This is a genomic window from Priestia sp. HNGD-A6, from assembly GCF_045784335.1.
In the GTDB taxonomy this organism is placed as follows: Bacteria; Bacillota; Bacilli; order Bacillales; family Bacillaceae_H; genus Priestia; species Priestia zanthoxyli.
This window is the reverse complement of record NZ_CP138621.1, coordinates 4,470,568-4,495,994: the sequence shown is the minus strand read 5'-3', so window position 1 is coordinate 4,495,994 and position 25,427 is coordinate 4,470,568. Positions and strand designations below refer to the sequence as shown.

Sequence of the window (25,427 nt, the reverse complement as noted above, 5' to 3'; positions counted from 1 at the left end):
ACTATAGTCTAATGTAATAGAGAGAAGAAAAAATAAGGAGGAATTTTACAATGTCTAACGAAAATTATCAAACTGTTATTCAAACGCTGCATGAATGTATGAGTGCCTGCAACCAATGTTTTGATGCTTGCCTAAAGGAAGAAAATGTAGGGATGATGGTGGACTGTATCCGTTTTGACCGAGAATGTGCAGATATTTGCGGATATTTGGAACAAGCTTTAGAAAGAGGAACGCCTTTCGTTGCCGAACTAGCAGGAGTTTGCGCTGAAATTTGCGAAAAATGCGGTAACGAGTGTAAGAAACACGATCATGACCACTGTCAAAAATGTGCAGAGGCTTGCTTGAAATGCGCGGATGAATGTAGAAAATTAGCTGCATAATCTTTGGAACATAAGAAAGCTAGAACCCTTGAAGCGCATTTCAGGCATTAAGGGTTCTTTTTAGTGATGCGGGAAGAGAGAATCTATAGGCTTTCTAAAAAACGAATAAACTTTTTAAGACTTTGCGAGCGCTGCTTCCCTTTCTTTACTATAAAATCAATTTGAACGTCTTCTGCAAGCTCTTGGTATTCAATTCTTTTCATATCACCACGAGAATTTACTACGCTGGCCGGGACTACACTCATCCCAAGTCCATCGCGGACACCTTGTAAAATCGCTTCTAATGAATCAAATTCCATCATGTTAGCTTTATGTGTATGATGTTCTTTTGAAAACGCTAATAGTCTGTTTCTATAGATGCAGTTTACATCACTATTGATGAGCAGCATTGGTGGGGTTTTTTCTTCTATATCTTCAGACGTATGTGAGATGAGTACCACCTTTTCTGCATAGCGATAAACTCTTTCAAACTGAGCCTCATTATAGATACCGCTAAGAAAAAGTCCGTCAATTTCTCCGTACGAGAGCATTTCTTGTAAGGCTTGTTTTCTATCTGTTTTTATTTTAACTTCAATATTTTGTTGTTCTTTCAGAAAAGATGAGAATAAAGAAGGAATTTTAATAGCGGAAATCGTCTGCGAGGCACCAATAATCAAGGATCTTTTAAACTTATTCGGATTAACTTCTGCTTTAACTTCCTCCATTAAACGTAAAATACGCTGTGCGTAGTCAAACAAAGCTTCCCCTTCGTTTGTTAACGTAACTCCTCGATTCGTACGTATCAATAATTTGGTGTCTAATTCTTCCTCTAGATTTTTAATCCGCTGGCTGATATGCGGCTGCACATACCCTAATACCCCCGCAGCTTTTGATAGTGACTTTGCTTCTGCCACGCATTTGAATATTCGTAAGTCTTGGCTTTCCAATTCTAATTCCTCCGTTGCTATCATTTTAAATGATACCTCTCTTAGTATTACCTATTATATCCTTTTTTTCATCGAAGATATAATAAAAGATGTTAAGAGAAAGGAAGGTTTATAGAAATGATCGACTTTAAAAATAAAGTATTTATTATTACGGGCGGCGGCACTGGCGTAGGTAAAGCAACGGCTTTAAAGCTAGCTGACATGGGTGCGAAACTTGTTATCAACTACAGCAGCTCAGAAACAGAAGCGAAAAAAGTTGTGGAGGAGATTACTGAAAGAGGAGGCATCGCGTTTGCTTTTAAAGCGAACGTAGCCAACGAGCACGAAGTGAATAAAATGATTCATCAAACGATTACACGATTCGGACGGTTAGATGGATTAGTGAATAATGCTAGTATTACAGCTCAAATCCCGATGAATGACTTAGAGTCTGCAACGGATGATGTATGGGACTCTTTATATGATGTAAACGTAAAAGGCATGTTTCACTGTGTAAAAGCAGCCGTTCCACATATAAAAAAACAAAAGTCAGGGGCGATTGTTAATGTAGGAAGCGTTGCGGGTACAACTGGAATCGGCTCATCTATTCCCTATGCCGCAACAAAAGCAGCAATTCATACGATGACAAAATCGTTAGCCATTGCACTGGCACCCCATATTCGAGTAAACTGCATCTCTCCTGGTGCAGTCGACACAAGGTGGTGGGCTGGCAACGAAGATAAAATGTATCAGCTTGCAGGCAATCTACCCCTTCAGCGCATTTCTTCTCCTGAAGATATCGCAGATGCTATTTTTTTTCAGTTAAAGCAAGAGTCTGTGACGGGCCAAGTGTTTACGATTGATAACGGGCAAACTCTTTAAACATACGTGAATATTCCTAAAAAATAACCCCACTACTAGTAAGAAATAGTAGCGGGGTTCTAACAAGGCTACTGATTCAACCTCTCTTTCCCCAGTGAGAACCCTTCAAACAGCCGGCCTCCATGTGGTTCTAACACTTTATCCACCAGTTGAATTACTTTATCTTTATTTCCTGTTTTATAAAAGGTATCAAATGCCTCTACAAACTCTTTACTAAAGCGTTCACTATAGAGATTTAAAGACCGGACAATCCATTTAGAATCCCCGATCCAATGACCATTCGTTCTTAAAACAAATTCATGCGTTATGTAAGCGAGCGTATTGGCTATAAAAAGTGATTCACCTGTATTTGAAGAACCAATTAAATCATCTAAGGCATCGCTTATAAAATACCTTTTTAATCTAATCGTCTCTTCCGACCATTTTTCAGGGCCTTTTTCAAGCAATTGTGCAGCTTCTTTTTTTATAGCCTGCATCACTCCTTTATCCTCTAAAATAATTCCCTCGGAAATCATTCTTGGCAGTGACGGTCTAGCCCTCTTACAGTCGCTTTTAAAAAAGGCTTGATATGAAGTCAGATTATGAGCAAAAACTTCAATTGCCCATCCAAATTCAATGAGGGACTCCCTAAAAGAAGAAGTAAAACTCTCATCAAAAATAACAAGGTCAAGGTCGGACGTGCGCGTAGTTTCTCCTCTCACCACGCTTCCAGCGAGTAATGCGCCTTGACAGTTAGGGTAATGTTCAAGAATGAATTGTGTAGCTGCTTGCAGCGGTTCTAACCTTTTTAGCTCTTTCATCGTATTCCTCCAAAAAACAATATATATGGTTTTTCTGGTTAGAACGTGTAAATTCCTTTAAATTAAAAGCTAAGCGTTTGTTTTAATGCCTCAATAGAAGTTCGAACCCCCGCTTCAACCGACATTGTTAAATCTTCCATTTCTAAAGAAACTTCTTCATCATAGCCCATCATCTTAACAACAGAGAAAAACTCTTTCCACCACTGTAAATCTTGACCACAGCCTACGGCCACGTAATTCCAGGCTCTATTTGCTACATCCGTCACTTCTTTTGTTTCCATCACTCCGTTCACTGCTGATAGATGTCTCTCAAGGCGCACGTCTTTTCCATGAACATGGTGAATGGCCGCTCCTAATTCTCTAGCTGACAAAATAGGATCTGCGCCCATCCAGATTAAGTGGCTTGGATCTAAATTTAATCCTACGATAGGTCCTACCGCATTACGAAGTTTAAATAACGTTTCAGGGTTATAGACTAGTTGAGAGCTGAAGTTTTCAAGAGCGATTTTTTCAATATCGCAGGCTTCAGCTTTCTTAACGAGCTCTTTCCAGTAGGGGATGGCTACTTCATTCCACTGGTAATCTAAAATCTCTTTTAACACTGGAGGCCAGCTTACTGTATACGTAATCCAGTTTGGAATCTTGTCTTCAGGACTTCCGGCTGGTAATCCGCTCATCATGATCACTTTCTTTACACCTAATAACTTTGCCAGTTCAAACGTTTTATCCGTTACTTCCCGATGTTCTCTTCCCAGTTCACCTGGATCTAAAGGATTTCCAGAACAGTTTAACGCACAAAGCTTGATGTTACGCTTTTCTAATGCATGTAAAAATTCACTTCTCTTATCATCACTTTCTACTAATTCATTTAGTTTTAAATGGGGTGCCGGAGACCAACCCCCTGTGGTCATTTCGATTGTATTGATTCCCATCTCTGTGATTACATCTAACATTTCTTCAAAAGGTAAATGTCCCAAACTGTCTGTTACATAAGATAATTTCATTGTCTTCTCCTCCTAAAAATTTCGTCTACAGCTTTTAATCTCAATAAGCTAAAAACACTGATTGTAAACGTTTTTATTTAATTTTAATAAAGTATAGCTATTATTATATAATTCCGAATCTTAATCGTCTTTGCTTTAAGAAGACTACTTTTTATCTTTTCAGGACATTTTTGAACCTTATTAGTTTTATTCCATAAAAATAACTCTCCTCTGCTTGGGACACATGTAAGCAAAGAAGAGTTGGCTAATCTTTATATGCAGTTGTTTTTAATTTTGTATATAGATTACGAAAACGTCCTGGTGAACTGCGCATTGAAGCTGTAAAAACCCGCGTAAAGTAGTGAACATCTGGAAATCCTGTTTCTTGAGCAATATCTCTAATCGATAAATCAGTTGTTTTGAGCAGTATCACAGCTCTTTTAATTCTTTCATTTTGTACATATTCCGAGTAGCTGACACCTAATTCAGTTTTAAAGAGACGAGACAGATGCCGGCTAGATAGGTGTAAATGAGTCGCTGTCTCCGTAAGTTTAATAGAATTGGCTAGATTATCTTTAATGTATAATTTTGCTAGATTAAGGGTTAAAGAAGATGTCTTTTGAACAGCTTTCTGATAATGGTAATTTAAAGGCAAAACAAAAGTATTTATGAGCGAAAGAATAAGAGAATGAGCTAAATTTGTCAGTATTTCTTCAAAAAAGACATCTTCTCCTTTTGCGGCATGGTTCAAAAGAAACTTCCAAATGAATGGAGCCGTTCCATCTTCTTTTACATCTATTACTACTTTAGAACATCGTTTAGCTTCTTCTATTAGCTTGATGCACTTTTCAGTTGATTCTGATTCAACCAGTTCAAAGCCTACATACAAGAGAAAAAGCCCCCTATCGCTTTTTATGTGGTGTAATACGCCGGGCTTTGAAAGAAATAGTGTATTTTCTTTTACCGGATAGGGATGCCCGTCGTCTATATAAATTCCTTTCCCTTCAAGCACGTAACACACCTCAAAGAAAGAATGTTTATGAGAGACATTATCATAGTGCTTGGGCATAACTCCCCAATAATGAACGTGAAAAGACGCTCCGTTTCCTTGTGTACGATGAACACGTTCATTTAAAGAAATTTTCCCCGCGATAAGATTAGCTGTCATATGCTTCACCCCCTTCTTATCTGAAGGAATCTGTAATTTATAAGAAATTTCAGAATTTAAATTCCGTTAAAATGTGAACATGATTGATGACGATGATTAGCCGTTTTATGTCTGACAGCTTAACTAGTTACAGAAGATGGTTTTATTTCTTTAATTGTCTTGACGATAAACACCGGAACAGGCAGCAAGCTGAGTTTTCCTAATGAAGTAATGATGCGAATATACTTCATTTCACCTTCCACATCAATTTCATCTCCGATACTCCAGCATTCCATTGATTTTTGGCTAAGAACAGGAAGAATTTTCAGTGCATCGCCATCAAAGGAGATGTTATCTTTCACCTCTAAAAAAGAAAGATGATCCATTCTTTTATAGTGATGCTTTGGATATGTTCTTTTTTTGAATACTGTTCCCTTAATCCTCACTAAAGTCACCTTCTCTTTTTTATCAGAGTATTCCTTCCGCTTTGCTGTAAACAAGAGAAGACAAAGGTGATGGTCTCTCTTGTTTACTTCTCAGCAAAAAACATCATAGCATGTAAACAGCACTAGTTAATTTTCTTAGCTGAGCCTTCAAGCTGGATAAAATTTTTCACTGTAGCTTTACTTCCGCAAGACTCGCGTACGATTAGTTCATCTTTTAATACAAACTTTTTTTGTTCTAAGGCTTTTCCGCTCATCAATCCAAGCAGTAATTCCATCGCTTTTTTTCCAATTTCATATTTAGGCTGCTCAATTGTTGTAATATGCGGTTCAATGATATCCGACATTTTTGAGTTATCAAATCCGACTACAGCTATATCTTCAGGCACTTTTAACCCGCTGTCTTTTGCGGCTTTTATCGCTCCGATCGCCATTTCATCGTTAAAAACAAATACGGAAGTTGGCCGTTGTTCTAACGATAATAAGCGAATCATTTGATGATAACCGGACTCTAGGCTAAAATCTCCTTCTTGAATAAAAGCGGAATCCACGGGTAAATCGTGGCTAATCATCGCTTGGCGGTATCCTTTTAATCGATCACGGCTTAAGATAACATTCATAGGACCAGTGATATGCGCAATTTTGGTATGCCCAAGGCTTATTAAATGCTCCGTTATTTTTCGCGCCCCGCTAATATTATCAATAGATACGGTAGAAATATCTAAGCCATCAATGTACTCACACGCAAGAACCGTAGGGAACTGTCTGGAGACTTGTTCAATTCTGTCTTTATCCATACGGGCTGTTAGAAGGATCATGCCGTCCGCTTGCTTTTGGAATAATAAATCAACAAACTCTCCTTCTCGCTCAATGTCATTTTCTGTATCTCCTAAAATTACTCGGTAACCGCTGTTAATCGCCGTATGCTGAATTCCTTTAAGAACTTCAGAAAAAAACGGATGAGTAATATCAGGAACAACTACTAAAATGGTTTTTGTTTCTTTTTTTCTAAACTGTCTTGCGATGATATGGGGCTGATAATTTAATTCTTCAATGGCTTTTAAAACTTTTTCCTGCGTTTCTTTGCTTACTAGGTGGGGCTGACTAAGAACTCGCGAGACAGTAGCTGGAGCTACATTAGCTAGTTTGGCCACATCACTCATTTTAACTGACATATGTTCACTCACCTTTATCTGTAGTAATTAACATTTTATAATAAAAAGTTCTATCCGTTTTGCATCTATCTTTATTATACATTACTAGCATAATAAAGCCTCTCTTTATCATCATGATGGAGTCCGGATAGAACAATTAAGGCTATTTTAAACTAGCTATGCCCACAAGTTCTGATCTTCTTTCAAGCATAAACCATGAAAAGTGATGCAAAACATATCTCGTTATGCTTTGCATCACTTCAGTCAATCACGTTAAATGTTTAGGCCTTCTTTAATATTTAATCCTTCTCTAATTGACTTTAACGTTACTTCGTTTGACCATTCCGGTCGATCAGGGTAAGCAAATACAGAGTTTGTTACGATGCCGTCAAATTTAATTTCTCTTAATTTGCGATACAGTGCGTCAAAATCAATTTCTCCTTCACCAGGATTTAAATGCTGGTGAATCGTTACTTTCGCATCAGGTGGATTTACAATATAGCGCAGTCCAAACGCTGCTTTATGGTTAAGAGTATCGGCAATCAGAACGTGTGCAAGCAAATCACCTGCTTCATCAATATGCTTTGCTACATCGCCAATGCCATCGTCATAAAAGAAAGCATGAGGGACAGAATAAACTAATTTAATCCAGTCTTTGTCCAGCGCACGAATCATTGCAATTGCTTCTGTGTTTAACTCAATAAAATCATTTGGATGCGATTGAAGGTTAAGCTTAATTCCTTCTTTTTCAAAAATCGGCATCAGCTCTTCCATCGATTTAACAAAAGCCGCTTCGCTTTCAACAGGGCGGCTCTTGTCGCCGCTGAACTCACTGTTCATTAAATCTACTTCCAGCTCAGAAGTAATTTCGATTGTACGCTTCCAGTTCCTTACTGCCGCTTCACGTTCCTGCTCATTTGGTGAAGACCACTGCTGTACCGGAAGCACAGACGAAATCTTTACCCCCGCATCGGCACAGTATCTTTTTAAGTCTTTTATACGCTGTCTATCAACTTTTGGATATTCATAAAACCAAATAAAATCTTTGCGCGGAGATAACTCTACGTATTCATAGCCTAATCTTGCAACTGTATCAATCGTATCTTTTAAACTTGTATTGTCACGGTAATGTGACGGATCATATGCTAAACGCAATGTAAGGCTCCCCTTTCTTTTATGCACACCAGACGTGTCCATCCCCTAAGTTTTAGTTAAGCTGTTTTGTAAGCAAACCGTTTTTACAATTACAGTTTGCCTGCTGCAGTTAACGTTTTATGGTAGAAATCAGGACGTTCACCTAACGAAATAGGAACAATGTTTCCTGATTTTTTTGCTTCTAAGCAAGCATCTGAAGTAACGGCCGCAACGTAACCGTCCCAAGCAGTAGGTCCATTCACTTCGCCTTTAAGCGTTGAGTTAATCCAGTCTTGCAGCTCTGTATCATAAGAGTCAATGAATCGATCTTTCCAATCTACTAAAATTTCAGTAGATTTTTTTGCTTCACTGCGCAACACGACGCTTGAAGGCTCAGGTAAATTAGCGATTCCTGTTTCTCCTACTACTTGACATTGAATATCATAGCCGTACTGGCAGTTTACAAAAACCTCAGCATCAATTCGAACGCCTTGCTTTGTTTCAAGCAGCACCATAATTGGATCTTGCAGATGTTCAAGTGCCTTGCTCGTTTTTCGCGGTGCCACGATTTGAACAGATACATAATCGTCATTTAATAACCAGCGCAAAACGTCAATTTCATGGATGAACGTATCAACAATTGACATATCGCCCGTGTATGTATCAGGTACCGTAGGATTTCTGTGTGCGCAGTGAACCATTAATGCTTCACCAATTTGCCCGCTTTCAATCACTTTCTTTAAAGCACGATACCCTGTATCGTAGCGGCGCATATAACCAACTTGCACCAACGGCTTGCCGTGTGTAATTTCAGCGTCAACGATTCTTTTACAGCCTTCTGCCGTTGTAGCAAGCGGCTTTTCGCAAAATACAGGTTTTCCGGCTTGAATCGCTGCCAGCACAAACTCCTCGTGCGTCGGCCCCCAAGAAGTCACAACAACTGCATCTACTTCTTCTGATTTAATTAACTCATGTCCATCATCGTAAATAACGGCATCCAAGCTTTGATTTTTTACCACAGCTTTTGCTTGTTCTTGGTTTACATCCGTAACCGCAACGATTTTTCCGCCTGATAACGTGTTTGTAATTCTTCTAATATGATCTTGTCCGATTGCTCCTGTTCCAATAACACCAATTTTCAACACCATAATCTATGGCCTCCTTTAATATGTGAGCTTTAAAAATAGAAATAAATGCTTGGTTCCACGTTTTATTTTGCTTTAAAAACTTTATTTGACGCTTCTTTCTTATCCCATGCCGCTGCAAAAACAGTAGCGGTTAACCCTAAGGCTGCTGCAAAAAAGAAGCCTGCTTTAAGTCCCGTCCAAGAATTTAATATTCCTGCAGCAAAAGGACCTCCGAATATCCCTAACGCATACAGAGCTTGATAGCCTCCCATCGCCGTAGCTCTTTTTTCTGCAGCTATTCTTTCAATAGACATTCCTAGCATAAGAGGAAACACTAATCCTAATGAAAACCCGTTCACGCTTTGAATGATACAAAGCAAAAGTTTATTTTCCGTCATAGGAATCATACAGGTAAAGAATGCAGCCAGAAAAAAAGCGGCCTTCAAGATGCTCCATTTTCCAAAGCGCCAAACAAATAGCTTTTCCATAATAAGAGGAGCAGCCGCATGAGAGATCATAAAGGAAAAGACAATCAAACTCAGCTCGCTCTCTTTAAATCCTGCGCTTAATGCGTACGCAGGAGTAAAACCAAACATGGTCGTGAAAATAAAGCTGTGTGCTAGAATAGACAGCAGCGAAATTTTTAATAGCGACGGCTCTTTTATTACGCTCATTAATTCTTTAAGCTTTATAGGCGATCTCTTTACGTTCTCTTTGGGCTCGTAAATGAAAAGAGAAAGAATAGTGCCTATTACACTCAAGATTGTTCCTATCCAAAACGGAGCATGCCATCCCCACTCACTTACAATGTAACCGCTTAAACTCATACCCAAAAGCTGAGCCAAAACCACTATAAACGAAATGATATTCATAGCACGAGTCGTTTTTTCACGTTCAAAGTAGCTTGAATATAAAATCGTAAAGGCAACCCACGTTGCAGCTGCCAATCCAGCCAAGCAGCGTGATATAAACACGCCTATTAAGCTATCGGTCAACGAAAATAGCAGGCAGCTTGACATGCTGGCTATCATGCCGAAGATAACAAACGGTTTTCTCACTTTCACAAAGTCTGAAAAGATCCCGAGCGGCAAGCGACATAATAGCTGCATGAGTCCATAGCTGCTTAACACTACACCAATAAAGGCATACTTGCCTCCCAGCCCTTCCATATAAGGAGACAAAATAGGTACGTAAATAAACTGTGAGAACCAAAAGATAAATGAAACGGCTGCAAAAAGATACTTACCTTTGACGGTACTTATAGCACTCAACTAATCACTTCCATTTTGTTGCGACGCAAAAACCGACTTTTATTTTTTTATACGATTGTACTACAGGGTACTAGCAAATGTCGCTAGTATCCCATCGTACGATAAGTAAATTCTTAGTAGCGTGCCGTAACCATTTTCTTTCTTGTATAAAACTCTACGCCGTCCGTACCGTTGGCATGAAGATCGCCATAGAAAGAGTCTTTCCAGCCTGAGAATGGGAAGAACGCCATAGGTGCCGGCACCCCTACGTTCACTCCTAGCATGCCTGAATCAATATTTTCACGGAACTCACGTACGCTTGCGCCGCTGTCTGTATAGATACAAGCTCCGTTTGCGAATCGAGAATTATTAGCAATGTCAATTGCTTCTCCTAATGTTTTTACACGCACGATAGAAAGCACCGGTGCAAAGATTTCGTCTTGCCAGATTTTCATTTCTTGTGTAACGTTATCAAAAATAGTGGGTCCAACAAAATAGCCGTTCTCTTTTACCGCGTGATCTTCTCGGCCGTCACGAACTAAGCGAGCTCCTTCTTCTACGCCAGCTTCAATATAGCTAAGCGTACGTTCTTTATGGTTTTCACGAATAACCGGCCCTAAGAAAACATCTTTTTCTAATCCGTTTCCAATGACAATATTGTTTGATTCTTGAACAAGTCGTGAGATTAATTCATCTGCCACGTCTTCTTGCACCGTCACGACAGATGCTGCCATGCAGCGTTCACCTGCTGAACCGAAAGCAGCTCCGATAATTTGTTTTGTTGCTACGTTTAAATCTGCATCGTGTAATACGATTGAGTGGTTTTTAGCACCCGCTAATGCTTGAACACGCTTTAAGTTTTCTGTACCTTTTTTATACACATATTCAGCTACTGGCTGTGAACCTACAAACGAAATTGCTTTCACTAATTTATGTTCAAGAAGGCCGTTTACCACATCATGCGCGCCGTTGACAATGTTTAATACGCCTTTTGGCAATCCAGCTTCTTCAAATAATTCTACTAATCTTGCTGCTAAAAGCGGCGTGCGCTCAGACGGCTTTAATACAAATGTATTACCGCAAGCAATTGCAAGAGGGAACATCCAGCAAGGAACCATCATCGGGAAGTTGAACGGCGTGATCCCGCCAATAACACCGATTGGATAGCGATACATGCCAGACTCAATGCCCGTTGCAATATCAGGAAGCTGTTTTCCCATCATTAACGTAGGAGCACCCGCTGCGAATTCTACACATTCAATTCCGCGCTGTACTTCTCCGCGCGCTTCATTAAAGCTCTTTCCGTTTTCAAGCGTCACAAGCTTCGCTAACTCGTCCCAGTTATCTACTAATAGCTGCTGATATTTAAATAGAATACGTGCACGTTTTGGCACCGCAGTTTTTGCCCATCCTTTGAAGGCTTCATTTGCAGCCTGTACCGCTTGATCTACATCTGCTTTTGTGGAAAGAGGTACCTCTGCAATGACTCCACCCGTTGCAGGATTATAAACTGGTTCTGTCAGACTTGTAGATGAATCCACCCATTCGCCGCCAATATAGTTTTTTACTGTTTTTACTGTTGTTTGTGTCATGTTCATTCTCCTCTCAATTTTTGATTACGCTTGTTGCAGAACTTCTTCGGCTGTATCCATAAACTGCTTAATTTCTTCTACAGTTGGCATTGCATCTGAAGAACTGTGTTTTGAAATAACGATGGAAGCAGAAGCACCGCCAAATCTCATCGCTTCAGGAATTGTAAACCCTTGCATTAACCCGTAGATAAAAGCAGATGCGTAAGAGTCGCCAGCTCCAAATGTTTTAAGCACTTTCGTTTTAAAGATGCCGCCTCGATGAGACTGGCCGTCTTTTGTATAAGCAATCGACCCTTCTCCTCCATGCTTGATTACGACAATCTTAGCATGATGGGAAAACCATCGTTCAGCTGTAACTTGATCATTTGATTCTTCATAATTTAAAAGCTTTTCCATCATATCGAATTCTTCTCGCGTACCGATTATTACGTCTGATTTTTCTGCCGCTAAATTATAGTAGACGGCAGTCTCAGCTTCTGATTCCCACGTATACGGACGGTAGTCCACATCAAAGAATACAACTACGCTATGTTTTCTCGCATATTCAAGAGCAAGAAACACGGCTTCTCTTGAAGGACTTTTAGCAAGAGCAGTTCCAGAGATAAGCAGCGCTTTTGATTGCTTAATATACTCTTCAGAAACTTCTGTTGGATGGAGCTTTAAGTCTGCCACGTTATCACGGTACATCAGGATGCTGCACTCTTCAGGACTTTTAATTTCAGTAAAGGCAAGTCCCGTTACGGCTCCTGTTTGATCAATTACAATGCCTTCAGTGTTAATGTTATTTTGATTTAAATATCTAGTGCTGAACCGCCCCATTTGATCATCTGACACTTTTCCAATAAAGCCTGTCTTCATTCCAAGCCTTGAAAGACCAATGGCGATGTTAGCAGGAGATCCTCCTACGTATTTTGTAAACGTCATCGTTTCTTCCATTGGGCGATTAAATTCATTTGCATTTAAGTCGATGCAAAGCCTTCCTACTGCAAGAAGGTCAAATCGCTTTTGTGAATCAAATGTTAAATAACTCATACTCGCGTCGTCTCCTTACTTTAATGCTAATTTTTCTTCCATAACCCATTCATGATCTTTGCTATTATTAAATTTCCATGTTCGCACAGGACCAGCCATGACGTTTAAATAATAAACTTCATAACCTGGAGGCGCAGATACCGGGTGATACCCTTTAGGAACCAAGACTGCATCTCCATCTTTAATGACCATTGTTTCATCTAGAGATTGATCGTCCGTATATACTCGTTGAATTGCAAATCCATGTCCTGGGTTGACTTTATGGTAATATGTTTCTTCTAAATACGATTCATGCGGCAAGTTGTCTTGATCGTGCTTATGAGGAGGATAGCTTGACCAGTTTCCTTCCGGCGTAAACACTTCCACTACTAGCAGACTATCGGCCGGCTTTTGTTCTGGAAGAATGTTATGGACTTGTCTCGCGATATTTCCTGCTCCGCGATGCTCTACACCTACATCCTGCGGCGTAATTAAACGAGCAGGGTATGTACCTTTTCCAGGTGCTGCGCAAACTGCAATTTCTAAGTCGGTTACAGCTTCTACTTCATAGTGATCATCATTCGATACATATACGGAGTACGGAGGGATTTTTTCAAAGATATTCATTCGCTGTCCGATGTTTTCCCATTTCTCTTCTTTTGTAGAAATGTTGGACTTACCGGTTAAAATCACAATACAAATCTCTTGATTTTCCGTATTTTTTTTTAGCTTTTGGCCTTTTTTTAATGAGTAAACGTCAAAGCCAATGTACTCCCATCCTGCAGATTGTGGGGTGATGCTTAGTACGTTTCCATCACTGTCAGCTGTTTGTGTTGGTACGATTAAATCAGCCATTCCTTTCCACACCTTTCTATTTCTTATTTTTTAACGTGTTTATGCTAGGGACACTCTTTAATCAAGCAAACTGGATATTCTAGCTTTTTAAAAGATTAATATTTTCTTGCCTTTTGTAACTGGCTTTCTTTGCCTTCAAACGCCGTTTGAACGTTTGAGCTTTCAGATACAGCTGCTACTCCTACATGCCACCAAGAATCGTAGCCGTCCGTCATTGTTTTTGGAAGAACTTTAATGTCAATCAGTGTACTAACACTTTGTTTTTTTGAATCTTCAATGGCATATTCAAGTTCTTCCATCGTATACACTTCGTATGTTTTGGCTCCGTACGCAGCTCCAGATTGAGCAAAGTTGATGCGCATAATATCTCCATCAAGCTGCCCCGTCCGCGGGTTACGAACGCGGAACTCTGTGCCGAAGCTTTCAATTCCATTATCCATCTGCAAGTTGTTGATGCAGCCAAAGCCGGAATTATCAAAAAGAACAATATTTATTTTAATTCCTTCTTGAATGCTCGTTACCAGCTCACTATGAAGCATTAAGTAGCTTCCGTCTCCTACCATTGCATACACTTCTTTATCCGGCTCAGCCATCTTAGCGCCTAAGGCAGAAGCAATTTCATAGCCCATACATGAATATCCGTATTCAAGGTGATACGTATTACGTTCATTTGAGATCCACATGCGCTGAAGGTCACCCGGGAGGCTTCCCGCTGCACATGTAATAATAGAATCAGGTGCAATGAGTTCGTTTACTTTACCAAGCACAGTGGTTTGGACAAGTTCGGTGCTTAGGCTATCTTTATACTCCGACAGGCTTTGATCAAAATGCCCTTTAATTTCCGGAATAAATTCTTCGCCTGTGTATGCAATATTTTTTAGTCGAGCCAGCTCTTGATTCCACTCTGATTTGGCTTCTTCAATTTCAGTTTCATAGTCTGATTTATAGCCTTCTAATGCAGACGAAAGAGCTTCAAGACCCACTTTGGCATCCGCGACAATTTTAGTAGCCTCCAATTTTGATGCGTGAAATTCAGAAATGTTAATGGTTAACACATCCGTCTCAGCGTAAAACAGCTTTGAAGAAGTTGTGAAATCTGTAAAACGTGTACCCACGCCAATAATTAAATCCGCTGATTGCGCTATTTTATTAGCAGCGCTATTCCCCGTTACGCCAACTCCTCCTAGATTTAAAGGATGATTGCTTTCAAGACCGCTTTTTCCAGCTTGCGTTTCGCTAAATGGAATATGAAACTTTTCAGCAAATGCAGCAAATGTATCCGCAGCCTCTGAATAACGAACGCCGCCGCCTAAAATAAGAAGAGGCTTTTTCTTTGATTTAATCAGCTCTACTGCATTTCTGATACTTTCTTGCGAAGGCTCGCGGCGTTCAATAAGGTGGGTACGCTCACGGAAGAAACTTTCTGGAAAATCCCACGCTTCCCCTTGTACATCCTGCGGCAGCGCAATTGTAACGGCTCCTGTATCTGCCGGATCTGTTAATACACGCATCGCATTGATCATAGCCGACATCAGCTGTTCCGGACGGCTGACTCGATCCCAGTACTTGCTGACGGACCGGAAAGCATCATTTGTAGAAAGAGATAAATCATGCGTCTGTTCAATTTGTTGAAGAACCGGGTCCGGCTGGCGAGTGGCAAACACATCGCTTGGCAAAAGCAGCACCGGAATATTGTTTGCAGTAGCTGTCGCAGCCGATGTAACCATATTCGCTGAGCCTGGACCAACGGAAGAAGAGCAGGCCATGATTTGCTTTCGATGTTTTTGTTTGGCAAAGGCTACTGCAGCATGAGCCATCCCCTGCTCGTTTCTACCTTGATACACTTCAAGCTCGCCTGGGTTTTCTTGCAGCGCTTGCCCGATCCCCACCACATTTCCATGTCCAAAAATGGTGAATACTCCTTTAATGAAACGCTCTTTTTTCCCATCAAACTCTACATATTGCTGATTTAGAAATTTTACTAAAGCTTGACTAGTTGTTAACCTTATCGTTTTCATATACCTTCCTACCTTATCTTCTGAAATTAATCACCATCAGATTGATTTTTCTACCCTTTTTCACATTTTTAAATGAAATCGATTTCATTTAGTGTAATAAATGAGGTTCTATCCTTTTACTTCCTAGCTCTTTCCTTTGTTTCAGCTGCTATTTAGCGATGAGACAAATACTTTCAGCCCCTGCACTTTTTAACGCTTAAAGATGAAAAAAAGCTCGAAAATTCATCATAAATTCCACTTTCAAATGAAATCGATTTCATTTGGTGTTAAAAAAATATTTTTCAAACTCCATCTTTAACTTCCCCATCATTTTTCCATACTCTGTCTTACCTGTAAAACCAGTTTTATTATACATGTAGCTTCGTTTGATGAAATCGATTTCATCTAATTTTAAAAGCGCTTTCTTATCTATGAACCTAGTTTATAATATTCAGTTTACTTTGTAAACACTTTTTTAAAAATTTTGTTAGTTTATCTTTTTATCTACTGTAATCGCTTTCTAGATAAGCCCGATGTGAAGAAAAAAGAAAAGGCATACTTCTTTTGTATGCCTACTAGCTCTTAGTCTAAGCGTATGTATAATCACTCAAAAACATTTATTCTTCCGCAAGGACAAACGTAATCTCATTTTCTTTTGCATAGTGCTGATAGCTGACGTCCACTTTATCTGTAATTAAATAATCAATTTCATGCAACTGACAATACGTAACCATTGCATACTTGTCAAATTTTGTATGATCTGCTAATAAAAACACTTTCGTACTTCTTTTTATGACAGTTTCTTTAATTTCACTTTCAACGGGCGATGAATTGGTAACTCCATTTGATATGGAAATACCCGTAGAAGCCATAAATACTTTATCAAAGTTGTAGTTTTTTACAGGGTTGGCATGGTTAAAACTTGAAAATGATTGAGTTTCACGTTCAAGGTAGCCGCCTGTAGAAATTACTTTTAACGCATCAAAAGGCAAGGCTTTTACTATAACATCTAAACTATTAGTAACAATCGTGATCGATTTGTCTTTTAGAAATTCAATCATTTCTAACGTAGTGGTTCCTGAATCAATAAAGATCACGTCTCCGTCTTCTACATACTGAGCTGCCGTTTTGGCAATCAAACGCTTTTGAAACTGATTTCTTGTTTGTCTTTCATTAAATGATTCAAGCTTCACATGGTTAACAGCTACGCCGCCATATACTTTTTTTATATGCCCTTCATCCACTAACTTTTGAACGTCGCGTCGAATCGTGTTTTTGGAGACTTCAAACACTGAAACCAAATCATCTAATGAGACAGATTCATGTTCAAAAACATACTCTTGAATTTGTTGAATTCGCTTCGTTTTTAACATTTCTACCTCCCCCGTTTACCTTTCTTTTCGCTTTTTTGTTACTTACTATTATAACCTTTACAAAAGGCATTTTCTAGAAGTGTAACCGCTAAAACAAAGAGAGATTGAGACATGACTACATCAATTCCAGCTAAAGGCAAACAAGTTAGATACATAAGCTAGTAGGGATCGTTTGTTACACCGCTGTTGATTTCCATGCAAGGCTTCGCATTCCGCAGGAGTCTTCGCCTTGCCCTCCAATCATCAGCTAGAAGCAACTCATTGGATTAAAACCCTACCAAAGAAAAAAATCCGAACGAGCTGGATTTTCTATCAAGAATCTCCATTCATCGTTCGGATCTTGCTTCAACTGTAATGTTTTTATTCCAGCCTCTTTTTTATTAAGCTTTATGACTTGTATGAAACTCTCTCATTTTCTCTTTTACAGTCGCCATTACCGCTTGTTTTCCCGGTGTAAGAATGGTTCGGGGATCATACACGTCACTGTCCCTTTCCAACGTGTGACGAACCGCACGCGTCCAGGCCTGAAGGCACTCGGTGTTCACATTAATTTTCGCGTGTCCAAGAGCTATTGCTTTTTGAATTTGATAGTTTGGTATACCGGAACCGCCGTGTAAAACCAGCGGTACATCTGTTAAGTCAGCTATTTCCTTCATTTCATCAAAGCCCAGCTGCGGTTCACCTTGATACTGTCCGTGAACTGATCCTAAAGCGGCCGCCAAAGCATCGACTCCCGTTTCTTTTACAAGACGCAGACATTCACTGGGATCAGCGTACACGATGTTGCCAACAAGTCCGTCTTCCATCCCTCCGACTGTTCCAACTTCGGCTTCAACGGAGACATACTGAGCAGCAGCATAGTCTACTACTTGCTTAGTCATGGCAATATTTTCATCAATTGGGTAATGAGAACCGTCAAACATGACCGAGCTAAATCCAGCGTCGATAGCTTTTTTACATCTTTCTACACTCATACCATGATCTAAGTGAAGCGCAACAGGAACTGTAATATTCATTTCCTCTAACAAGCCTTCCATCATGCCTACAATGGTTTTAAATCCGCCTAAATAGTCCACAAGCCTGTCTGAAACGGCCGCAATGACAGGGGCTTTTTCCTCTTCGGCAGCTTGTAAAATAGCCTGTGCCCACTGCAGGCTGTTAATATTATACTGACCAACCGCATAGTTTCCTTTTTTAGCTGCTTGAAGCATATCTTTCATTGATACTAGTTTTGAAGATACTAACGTCACTGACTGACACTCCTTATCATGAATATGATTTTGTTGTTTGAAAGCTGTAGTATTCCGAGATAGCCTTAATGGTTGTCTCTTTAGCCGTCTTAATTGCTTCTTCCGCGTTTAATTGATAATATTCAGGTCGGAATAGCTCTACAGATACCGCGTCATCATAGCCTTTTTCTTTTAATGTTGAGAAAATAGCATCTAAATTAATTGCTCCTAGACCTGGCCATACTCGGTCTTCGTCTGTTAAGAAGCCAATAGGAAAATCTTCTGTGTCATCAATATGAACAATAAATATTTTAGAAATATCCGCTTGTTTTAAGTCTTCTAGTTTTGATCCCATCGCATGGAAGTGGAAGCAGTCAAGTACTAATCCTACGTTATCTCGGTTCACAGTTTGCACAATGTCATACGCTTGACCAAACGTATTAACCGTACACTGGGGATGACCTACAAACTCAACGGCGATTTTAACTCCGTAAGGTTCAGCCAATTCCGATAATTCATTCAACACTTGTACGCAGCTATTTTTAATCTCTGCTTTTACGATTTTTTGTTCTGTTACTAAAGGAACGGCTACGATATACTGAGCGCCTATCTTTTGAGCGGTTTCTAGCATACTCTTAAACTCTTCTATCACTTCCTGGTACTCTTTTTCACCGCGGTTATTAAAGAAAACTAAAGCGTTCAGCGCTAGCGGCTTAATATGATTTGTATTAAAAAACTGCGCTAAATCATCCATTGAGTGACTTTCTAAATACTCAGGGAGTTTATCCATTGTGCGAATTTCGATATAATCATATCCGTGCTTGTTGCAATACTCAAGGTCCTTTACAAGATTTGAATTTTCTAATGTTGTTGCTTCGTTAAAACATAGTTTCATAATGATTCTCTCCATTCTTTACTTAAATAATTTTATTGTCATTCATGACGTCAGCGTCTTCATTATCATAGCTACGGAACCTTTGTTCCAGTTCTTCAAGTGTAAGCCCTTTTGTTTCCGGCAAAAACTTTTTAACAAATAAAATCGCTCCGATGCCGAGTACAACAAAGACAAAAAACGTAGTGGATAAGCCAATGCTGGCCAATAAAACAGGAAACGTTAAACCTACAAGGAAGTTAATTCCCCACAGACAAAATACGGTAACACCCATCCCTAAGCCTCTTAATCGTAAAGGGAAAATTTCTGAAAGCATTAGCCACGTTACCGGAGATATAGCTCCTTGTTGAAACGCGAGAAACGTAATCGTTAGTGCTAATACGATATATGGAAGTGCCGCAGACCCTTCAAATACAAGAGAAAATATACCAATCAGCAGCAGGGCAGTAGTCGTCCCTACCAATCCTGTTATAAGCATTGGTCTGCGCCCAACTTTACCTAGCAGCCAAATTCCTACAAACGTGGCTAAAACGGAGATGACTCCATTTCCGATATTTCCAATAAGAGCAGCTTCTGTTTGAAAACCTGCGTCTTTTAAAATTTCAGTGCCGTAATACATAATGGAGTTTACGCCGGTAATCTGCTGTACAACAGCAATTCCAATACCAAGGAAAACGACTCTTCGAACCCACGGAGTTGTTAAGTCTTTAAACGTTGCTTTTTCCATTTTTGCCTCTTGTTCGTAAGCGCTCTCAATCTCTTGCAGCTCTGATTTGGCTCTTTTACTTTCCCGTATCTTTTGAAGAACCGTTAGCGCTTCGTTATTTTTCCCTTTTGACACAAGCCAGCGTGGACTTTCTGGTACTCTAAGCATGCCAAAGAATAAAAAGACAGCTGGAATGGCAGCGATTGGCAGCATATATCGCCAAACGTGAGGGTTTTCTCCTAGCATATTTCCGATAATCGCGTTAAACGTAAAGGCAAGAAGTTGACCAGTAACAATCATAAGTTCATTTTGAGTTACCATTTTCCCCCGGCTTTCAGCTGGTGACATTTCTGCTAAATATGTCGGTACGGTAACAGATGCGCCCCCTACAGCAAGTCCTAATAGAAAACGGCAAAGAATCATAACGGCTGCGTTTGGCGAAATTGTACATCCAATTGTGGAAACAAAAAATAGAATGGCAAGATACAGAATCGTTTTACGACGCCCGTTATAATCTGCTAGCCTGCCGCCTACTACAGCACCAAACGCAGCACCAAATAACAGAGCGCTCGTTACAAGACCTTGAGTAAAAGAGTTGAGATTCAATTGATCAGATTCAGACATATAAGGCAGGGCCCCGTTAATAACTCCTGTATCATATCCAAAAAGCAGTCCACCAAACGTAGAAACTAAAATGATCGTACGTAAAAATGAATGTTGATTTCCCTGTTTACCCATGCTAATTCCCCCGTCTTATTTTAAGAATGAATAACTAACTTTTCGTTAATATACTTTCGGGCCATTAAAGCATATTCCAATGGATGTGCAATAGAAGGGTCCTGTTCCGCCTCCACTACAATCCATCCTTTGTAATTGTAATCAACTAACGCTTTATACACGTTTGTAAAATCTACACACCCATCACCCGGCACGGTAAACATACCGGCTAGAAACGACTGTAAAAATGACTTTCCTTCTTTTTTGCACTGCTCCAGCACATTTCTTCTTGCATCTTTAAAGTGAACGTGTTTAATACGATCTATATGTTTATGTAATAGCTCCATATAGTCTCCGTCAGAAACGTAAATATGTCCCGTATCATATAAAAGATGAACATGATTTGCATCCGTTCCTTCCAATAACCGATCAATTTCAGCTAATGTTTGTACACCTGTTCCCATATGGTGATGATAGACAAGACGTAAACCGTATTCTGCTGCGATTTTTCCCAGCTCATTTAATCCTGCACATAAAGCTTCCCATTCTTGATCACTGAAATAAGGTTTTTCAGCGAAAACATTTCTTTCAATCCCTTGAACACTGTAAGTTTGCTCAGATACGACCGCCACATCAGCATGTACTTCCTGCAGATACTGACAATGTTTGTGAAATAAATTTGACGTCTCCTCTATCCCATCACGAATGATAAAACTGCTAAACCATTGACCTGCAATTCTTAAATTTCGCAGCTCAAGCTCTTTGTTTAATATGCTTGGTTCAGGAAAAAAACCTCCCACTTCCGTTCCTTGAAAGCCCGCTACGACGATATCGCTTAACAGATGCTGCAATGTGTTTTCTGCACCAATTTCAGGAATATCATCATTTCTCCACCCGATTGGAGCAATTCCCCACAGAATATTTTCGTTTCCCATTTTGATTCCTCTTTTCCCCTTATTGTGTAATGCTGCCTCACTAGCAACAGATAGTGATAAAACTTACCAATCTTATAACTTTACAAATGAAATCGATTTCATTTGTAAATAAAAAAACTCGTTTGTTATGTGTTGGTTAAATATTGGTTAAGTTTGAATTAATATTAATATTAAAAACGCTTTCAGTCAATAATAAAATTTCAGAATTTTTTATACACTCCAACTGTCTAAAAGCTTGTTCCTTCTAAAAATGCTAGTTATAAAAGATATCATATCCACTTATGTAACCACACAAAAAGCTTTATCTACTGTTACTTCAACAATAGACAAAGCTTTTATGAGCAAAGATATATTTCTTATTTTAATAGTATGATTATTTAGTATGAATTTATGGAATAGATTTATAAAAAATAACCTGCATCTTTTTACAATCAGTTTCCTTTTACTTTTATAATTGCTTCTCCGTAGCTTGTCATTGACGTTTTAAATTCAGTTATGAACTTCTCTACTTTTGAAATAGATTTTTTCATTTTATCGTCCCCTTCGGCTCTTATCTAGCTCTATTATCAACAATTGTCTGCTGTTTGACAAAGTCAGTGGAAACGGAAACATTCCGCATGAAAACGTACACATATCTGTTAAAAGAGGCAAATCTTCTCATTTGCTTAGTATTTCATCATTTTTCTTTCTTTTTTAGGGTCTCTTCTTACGTGTTTTGCCCATCCAACAAAAAGATTTACGAGAACTCTCCTTTAAAATCGGCTTTACACTTCGTTCAAATTCCCTCGTACTAACAACAGGATCACTATGTGCATTAACGGTAGGCTTATCCTTTCTTCCCTTTCCACTTTTTATCCAAATTACCTCTTGCCTTAAAGTTAACTTTAACGTTTAAGCTAGTTTTATAGTTTTTAAAATACAAAAAAGGGGAAACACTATGCTAATTAAAAGAATAACGGTGCAGCTTTCCGGTGGACTTCTAGCTAGACATACAGCTTTGTTTGTAAGCGAAGCGTGTTCGTTTCAAAGTGATATTTTTCTTTCGAAAGATGGAAAATGTGTAAATGGAAAAAGCATCATGAAGGTCATGGCTTTGGCTGTTAAGAAAGGAGATGAAATAACACTGCTGACAAATGGAGTTGATGAACAAGCTGCCGCTCGCACCCTTGAAGAATTTCTTTTAACTAAATAGAGATAAAAAGCTGCTATGCTATCTCTTACTCTCCTTTTTTCATAAAATCATAGAAAACAAATTTTTTTTAAAAAAACTCTTGCTTTAAAGTCGACTTTAACGTTTAAGCTAGGGTTGTAGTTTTAAATACATCAAATGACGAAAGGATTGTGTTTTTACTTATGTGTAATCAACATACAACAACATCACGTGTTCTAAGTGCGCCGCATGCAAAGGCAAAATTCGAGAACACGACAATTGAACGCAGAGAACTGCGAGCAGACGACGTTTTAATTGATATTAAGTTTAGCGGTATCTGTCACTCTGATATTCATAGTGCATTTGATGAGTGGGGCGGCGGGATGTTCCCGATGGTTCCTGGTCACGAAATCGCAGGAGTGGTTGAAGCGGTTGGCGAAAACGTAACAAAATACAAGGTTGGCGATCGCGTAGGCGTTGGATGTTTCGTTGACTCTTGCGGAGAGTGCGAGTACTGTGTGAACGGTGACGAGCAATACTGTACAAAAGGCGTTGTTCAAACGTACAATTCATTGGATTACGACGGAAACCGTACATACGGCGGCTACAGCCAAAAAATCGTCGTAAAAGAAGGATTCGTTGTTCGTATTCCTGATAACTTAAGTATGGATGCAGCAAGTCCGCTTCTATGCGCAGGGATTACAACATTTTCTCCATTAAAGCACTGGAATGCTGGTCCTGGCAAAAAAGTGGCGATCGTGGGAATGGGCGGACTTGGACATGTAGCGATTCAATTTGCACATGCAATGGGTGCTGAAGTGACGGTATTAAGCCGTTCTAACAATAAAAAAGAAGAAGCGCTAAGCTTTGGTGCGGATCATTATTTTGCCACAAGTGATGAAGCGACATTTACTGAATTAGCTGGTCGTTTTGACCTTATCTTAAACACGGTATCGGCTAACTTGAACGTGGATCAATATTTATCTTTACTTCGCGTAGATGGAACGCTTGTTAACGTGGGCGCACCTGCTAACCCAGATCAATACAGCGTATTCTCTCTTATCATGGGACGTCGCAGCATTGCTGGTTCACTTGTAGGCGGCATTCGTGAAACACAAGAAATGCTTGATTTTGCGGCTGAACACGGCGTTGCTCCTATGATTGAAGTCATTGATGCAAATCAAGTAGACGAAGCGTACGAGCGCGTTCTTCGCAGCGACGTTCGCTATCGATTTGTTATTGACATTTCTACACTATAAGTTTTAAAAAAGCGGGCAGCTAATTGGATTAGCTGCCCGCTTTTTATTTCTTTATAAAATAAAAAACAAACGGTAAATTAGGCTTTAGATGAAAGCTCTTCCTGATACTTTTGCTCTAATTTATCATAGTAGTCGATTTTTGTTTCCACTTTTCTAAAAGCTGCGTCCAGCTCTCTTTGTTTTTCCATCATTTTCTCTCTATGCTTTTCAAATATCTGCTTGCGCAAACCGATTGTATCATCACCTTCTTGTGTTAATTCAACAATTTTACGTAATTCTAAAAGGGAAATATCTGTTTTTCGTAAGCAAATAATAAATTCCAGCCACTCGATATCAGACTCGCTAAAAATACGATTTCCGTTTTCGTCTCTTTTTATAAAAGGCAAAAGCCCTTGCTGTTCGTAGTATCGAAGCGTATGCGTAGGCAGCCCTACCTTTGCAGCGGCCTCTTTAATATGATATTCCATTCCACTATACCCTCCATCGCCATTCTTAGTACGGCGTTTGCTTTATGTATCCAAGCTTCCCTTTTTACGGGTGCTTTCAACTCATCTTCTAGGTTTCTACTATACGATATATATAGTAGATTCCGCTATTTTCTTTACTATGAGGTAACTGTATAAATAGTATTATAAACATTAAAGTAAACGTTAAGGCAACTTATAAAGAGCTGCCGTGAAGTCAGCAGCTCTTTTCATTTTTATATAAAATACGATTAATCTGCGGCCATCACTTTACTTAGTTCATTTAATAAATAATCAAGGGTTTGACTGATTCGAACTGTATTACGACTTGTAAGACCTTCTGTAAGTCCTAACATAACCATGTTCTCTCTTGCTGTTTCGATTTCTGTCATTAAGACTTGCATGACAACTCCTTTATACCACTTCACAGCTCATCACCCCTTTTTACTATACATATATCTCATATGCGGCAATCTTAAACCTATCATACAGGTTTTTGGGGGTGAATAGCGAGTTTTAGACCTTCAACAGCTGTATTTTTTATGAAGTAAATATACTAATATACTTATTGAAATAGAAAGTATCACTCCACTTACTACTAGAAGTGAAGAAAAGGCCCACTAAATGGAGGTCTTTTCTTATTTCTTATAAAGCAGTCTAATACAAAGCCTTAGCCTTTAAAATATTCTCGGTAATACGAACCTTTCTCACACTCTATCTCATAGCGCAGCCTCGTTTGCTTTCTGTAAAGCTCTTCGGACAGCTCATTAAATTCACCTTCTGTGATAGATCCATGAATTAAATTGTTGAATAAATTATTAAGATGTTCAGTTAATTCTTGAAGTTTTTTTTCTTTCAATGAACGTCACCCTTTAAAATAATTTTCATCTTCTAAAATTATATCAAATAAAACGTTTTCATACGATATATTTTTTACTGAATTATCGTATTAAAGTGATGAAAGTATTTTTTAACCACCGAAAAACAATCAAAGAGCTCAGAGAAATCATTAATTACATGATTTGGGCAAAAAATAAGTGGA

General features: G+C 39.1%; 25 protein-coding genes. 4 read left to right on the top strand and 21 right to left on the bottom strand.

Going from position 1 to position 25,427, the window contains the following annotated elements:
- The first annotated feature begins 50 nt into the window (after positions 1–50).
- Entirely contained in the window at positions 51–380 is a 330-nt protein-coding gene (locus SCI76_RS23115; RefSeq protein ID WP_045290877.1) for a four-helix bundle copper-binding protein, read from the top strand.
- A gap of 83 nt (positions 381–463) precedes the next feature.
- Here the strand turns inward: SCI76_RS23115 and SCI76_RS23110 are convergent, their stop codons facing one another.
- The gene (locus SCI76_RS23110; RefSeq protein WP_407544464.1) at positions 464–1,306 is read right to left on the bottom strand and encodes a LysR family transcriptional regulator; all 843 of its coding nucleotides are present in this window, start codon (positions 1,304–1,306) and stop codon (positions 464–466) included.
- A 117-nt stretch (positions 1,307–1,423) separates the two neighbouring features.
- On the opposite strand from SCI76_RS23110, the gene SCI76_RS23105 reads away from it, so the two are divergent.
- Positions 1,424–2,167: an SDR family NAD(P)-dependent oxidoreductase gene (locus SCI76_RS23105; RefSeq protein WP_407544462.1), complete on the top strand. Its 744-nt coding sequence runs from the start codon at positions 1,424–1,426 to the stop codon at positions 2,165–2,167.
- 68 nt (positions 2,168–2,235) lie between these two features.
- Here SCI76_RS23105 and SCI76_RS23100 read toward each other — a convergent pair whose 3' ends face one another.
- The 17 genes from SCI76_RS23100 to iolE form a co-directional block, all read right to left on the bottom strand.
- Positions 2,236–2,967 (bottom strand): nucleotidyltransferase domain-containing protein, encoded by a 732-nt coding sequence (locus SCI76_RS23100; protein WP_407544460.1) that lies wholly within the window; start codon positions 2,965–2,967, stop codon positions 2,236–2,238.
- 62 nt (positions 2,968–3,029) lie between these two features.
- Complete coding sequence (locus SCI76_RS23095; RefSeq protein WP_048019456.1) at positions 3,030–3,971, bottom strand: sugar phosphate isomerase/epimerase; 942 nt, start codon at positions 3,969–3,971, stop codon at positions 3,030–3,032.
- A gap of 244 nt (positions 3,972–4,215) precedes the next feature.
- Entirely contained in the window at positions 4,216–5,118 is a 903-nt protein-coding gene (locus SCI76_RS23090) for an AraC family transcriptional regulator (RefSeq protein ID WP_048019455.1), read from the bottom strand.
- Positions 5,119–5,237: 119 nt separating this feature from the next.
- Positions 5,238–5,543 carry a hypothetical protein gene (locus SCI76_RS23085; protein ID WP_043981198.1) on the bottom strand — a complete coding sequence of 102 codons (306 nt, stop codon included), beginning with the start codon at positions 5,541–5,543 and terminating at the stop codon, positions 5,238–5,240.
- 122 nt (positions 5,544–5,665) lie between these two features.
- On the bottom strand, positions 5,666–6,715 hold the full coding sequence (locus SCI76_RS23080) for a LacI family DNA-binding transcriptional regulator (protein WP_048019454.1): 1,050 nt from the start codon (positions 6,713–6,715) through the stop codon (positions 5,666–5,668).
- 252 nt (positions 6,716–6,967) lie between these two features.
- The gene (locus SCI76_RS23075) at positions 6,968–7,849 is read right to left on the bottom strand and encodes a sugar phosphate isomerase/epimerase family protein (RefSeq protein ID WP_043981194.1); all 882 of its coding nucleotides are present in this window, start codon (positions 7,847–7,849) and stop codon (positions 6,968–6,970) included.
- Positions 7,850–7,938: 89 nt separating this feature from the next.
- Entirely contained in the window at positions 7,939–8,976 is a 1,038-nt protein-coding gene (locus SCI76_RS23070; RefSeq protein ID WP_048019452.1) for a Gfo/Idh/MocA family protein, read from the bottom strand.
- Between the two features lie 62 nt (positions 8,977–9,038).
- On the bottom strand, positions 9,039–10,226 hold the full coding sequence (locus SCI76_RS23065; protein ID WP_407544456.1) for an MFS transporter: 1,188 nt from the start codon (positions 10,224–10,226) through the stop codon (positions 9,039–9,041).
- Positions 10,227–10,339: 113 nt separating this feature from the next.
- The gene (locus SCI76_RS23060; protein WP_048019450.1) at positions 10,340–11,797 is read right to left on the bottom strand and encodes a CoA-acylating methylmalonate-semialdehyde dehydrogenase; all 1,458 of its coding nucleotides are present in this window, start codon (positions 11,795–11,797) and stop codon (positions 10,340–10,342) included.
- Positions 11,798–11,821: 24 nt separating this feature from the next.
- Entirely contained in the window at positions 11,822–12,829 is a 1,008-nt protein-coding gene (gene iolC / locus SCI76_RS23055; protein ID WP_048019449.1) for a 5-dehydro-2-deoxygluconokinase, read from the bottom strand.
- Positions 12,830–12,844: 15 nt separating this feature from the next.
- Positions 12,845–13,663, bottom strand: coding sequence for a 5-deoxy-glucuronate isomerase (gene iolB, locus SCI76_RS23050; RefSeq protein ID WP_048019448.1), 819 nt, complete (start codon positions 13,661–13,663; stop codon positions 12,845–12,847).
- A gap of 95 nt (positions 13,664–13,758) precedes the next feature.
- The gene (gene iolD, locus SCI76_RS23045) at positions 13,759–15,681 is read right to left on the bottom strand and encodes a 3D-(3,5/4)-trihydroxycyclohexane-1,2-dione acylhydrolase (decyclizing) (RefSeq protein WP_048019447.1); all 1,923 of its coding nucleotides are present in this window, start codon (positions 15,679–15,681) and stop codon (positions 13,759–13,761) included.
- A 596-nt stretch (positions 15,682–16,277) separates the two neighbouring features.
- Positions 16,278–17,033 carry a DeoR/GlpR family DNA-binding transcription regulator gene (locus tag SCI76_RS23040; RefSeq protein ID WP_048019446.1) on the bottom strand — a complete coding sequence of 252 codons (756 nt, stop codon included), beginning with the start codon at positions 17,031–17,033 and terminating at the stop codon, positions 16,278–16,280.
- Positions 17,034–17,413: 380 nt separating this feature from the next.
- Positions 17,414–18,253 (bottom strand): class II fructose-1,6-bisphosphate aldolase, encoded by an 840-nt coding sequence (gene fba, locus SCI76_RS23035; protein WP_048019647.1) that lies wholly within the window; start codon positions 18,251–18,253, stop codon positions 17,414–17,416.
- A gap of 46 nt (positions 18,254–18,299) precedes the next feature.
- Positions 18,300–19,157, bottom strand: coding sequence for a 2-keto-myo-inositol isomerase (gene iolI / locus SCI76_RS23030; RefSeq protein WP_048019445.1), 858 nt, complete (start codon positions 19,155–19,157; stop codon positions 18,300–18,302).
- Positions 19,158–19,179: 22 nt separating this feature from the next.
- Positions 19,180–20,598, bottom strand: a complete 1,419-nt coding sequence (locus SCI76_RS23025) for a sugar porter family MFS transporter (RefSeq protein WP_045290907.1) — start codon at positions 20,596–20,598, stop codon at positions 19,180–19,182.
- A 20-nt stretch (positions 20,599–20,618) separates the two neighbouring features.
- Positions 20,619–21,512 carry a myo-inosose-2 dehydratase gene (gene iolE / locus SCI76_RS23020; RefSeq protein WP_048019444.1) on the bottom strand — a complete coding sequence of 298 codons (894 nt, stop codon included), beginning with the start codon at positions 21,510–21,512 and terminating at the stop codon, positions 20,619–20,621.
- Between the two features lie 937 nt (positions 21,513–22,449).
- On the opposite strand from iolE, the gene SCI76_RS23015 reads away from it, so the two are divergent.
- Together SCI76_RS23015 and SCI76_RS23010 are read left to right on the top strand one after the other, a co-directional pair.
- Entirely contained in the window at positions 22,450–22,704 is a 255-nt protein-coding gene (locus SCI76_RS23015) for an HPr family phosphocarrier protein (protein WP_048019443.1), read from the top strand.
- 161 nt (positions 22,705–22,865) lie between these two features.
- A complete protein-coding gene (locus SCI76_RS23010; RefSeq protein WP_048019442.1) occupies positions 22,866–23,921 on the top strand; it encodes an NAD(P)-dependent alcohol dehydrogenase in 1,056 nt (351 codons plus the stop codon).
- A gap of 77 nt (positions 23,922–23,998) precedes the next feature.
- Here the strand turns inward: SCI76_RS23010 and SCI76_RS23005 are convergent, their stop codons facing one another.
- From SCI76_RS23005 to SCI76_RS22995, 3 genes are all read right to left on the bottom strand, one after another.
- Positions 23,999–24,388, bottom strand: a complete 390-nt coding sequence (locus tag SCI76_RS23005; protein WP_033580184.1) for a MerR family transcriptional regulator — start codon at positions 24,386–24,388, stop codon at positions 23,999–24,001.
- 248 nt (positions 24,389–24,636) lie between these two features.
- Positions 24,637–24,813: an aspartyl-phosphate phosphatase Spo0E family protein gene (locus tag SCI76_RS23000; protein WP_230683488.1), complete on the bottom strand. Its 177-nt coding sequence runs from the start codon at positions 24,811–24,813 to the stop codon at positions 24,637–24,639.
- Between the two features lie 242 nt (positions 24,814–25,055).
- Complete coding sequence (locus tag SCI76_RS22995; RefSeq protein ID WP_028414680.1) at positions 25,056–25,244, bottom strand: hypothetical protein; 189 nt, start codon at positions 25,242–25,244, stop codon at positions 25,056–25,058.
- Between the last annotated feature and the right edge of the window lie 183 nt (positions 25,245–25,427).

What these genes read in the sequence shown, in the direction of transcription:
- SCI76_RS23115 (WP_045290877.1), top strand. Translation starts at nt 51, where the DNA reads ATGTCTAACGAAAATTATCAAACTGTTATTCAAACGCTGCATGAATGT.
- SCI76_RS23105 (WP_407544462.1), top strand. Translation starts at nt 1,424, where the DNA reads ATGATCGACTTTAAAAATAAAGTATTTATTATTACGGGCGGCGGCACT.
- SCI76_RS23100 (WP_407544460.1), bottom strand. Translation starts at nt 2,967, where the DNA reads ATGAAAGAGCTAAAAAGGTTAGAACCGCTGCAAGCAGCTACACAATTC.
- SCI76_RS23095 (WP_048019456.1), bottom strand. Translation starts at nt 3,971, where the DNA reads ATGAAATTATCTTATGTAACAGACAGTTTGGGACATTTACCTTTTGAA.
- SCI76_RS23090 (WP_048019455.1), bottom strand. Translation starts at nt 5,118, where the DNA reads ATGACAGCTAATCTTATCGCGGGGAAAATTTCTTTAAATGAACGTGTT.
- SCI76_RS23080 (WP_048019454.1), bottom strand. Translation starts at nt 6,715, where the DNA reads ATGTCAGTTAAAATGAGTGATGTGGCCAAACTAGCTAATGTAGCTCCA.
- SCI76_RS23070 (WP_048019452.1), bottom strand. Translation starts at nt 8,976, where the DNA reads ATGGTGTTGAAAATTGGTGTTATTGGAACAGGAGCAATCGGACAAGAT.
- SCI76_RS23060 (WP_048019450.1), bottom strand. Translation starts at nt 11,797, where the DNA reads ATGACACAAACAACAGTAAAAACAGTAAAAAACTATATTGGCGGCGAA.
- iolC (WP_048019449.1), bottom strand. Translation starts at nt 12,829, where the DNA reads ATGAGTTATTTAACATTTGATTCACAAAAGCGATTTGACCTTCTTGCA.
- iolB (WP_048019448.1), bottom strand. Translation starts at nt 13,663, where the DNA reads ATGGCTGATTTAATCGTACCAACACAAACAGCTGACAGTGATGGAAAC.
- iolD (WP_048019447.1), bottom strand. Translation starts at nt 15,681, where the DNA reads ATGAAAACGATAAGGTTAACAACTAGTCAAGCTTTAGTAAAATTTCTA.
- SCI76_RS23040 (WP_048019446.1), bottom strand. Translation starts at nt 17,033, where the DNA reads ATGTTAAAAACGAAGCGAATTCAACAAATTCAAGAGTATGTTTTTGAA.
- fba (WP_048019647.1), bottom strand. Translation starts at nt 18,253, where the DNA reads ATGAAAGATATGCTTCAAGCAGCTAAAAAAGGAAACTATGCGGTTGGT.
- iolI (WP_048019445.1), bottom strand. Translation starts at nt 19,157, where the DNA reads ATGAAACTATGTTTTAACGAAGCAACAACATTAGAAAATTCAAATCTT.
- SCI76_RS23025 (WP_045290907.1), bottom strand. Translation starts at nt 20,598, where the DNA reads ATGGGTAAACAGGGAAATCAACATTCATTTTTACGTACGATCATTTTA.
- iolE (WP_048019444.1), bottom strand. Translation starts at nt 21,512, where the DNA reads ATGGGAAACGAAAATATTCTGTGGGGAATTGCTCCAATCGGGTGGAGA.
- SCI76_RS23015 (WP_048019443.1), top strand. Translation starts at nt 22,450, where the DNA reads ATGCTAATTAAAAGAATAACGGTGCAGCTTTCCGGTGGACTTCTAGCT.
- SCI76_RS23010 (WP_048019442.1), top strand. Translation starts at nt 22,866, where the DNA reads ATGTGTAATCAACATACAACAACATCACGTGTTCTAAGTGCGCCGCAT.
- SCI76_RS23005 (WP_033580184.1), bottom strand. Translation starts at nt 24,388, where the DNA reads ATGGAATATCATATTAAAGAGGCCGCTGCAAAGGTAGGGCTGCCTACG.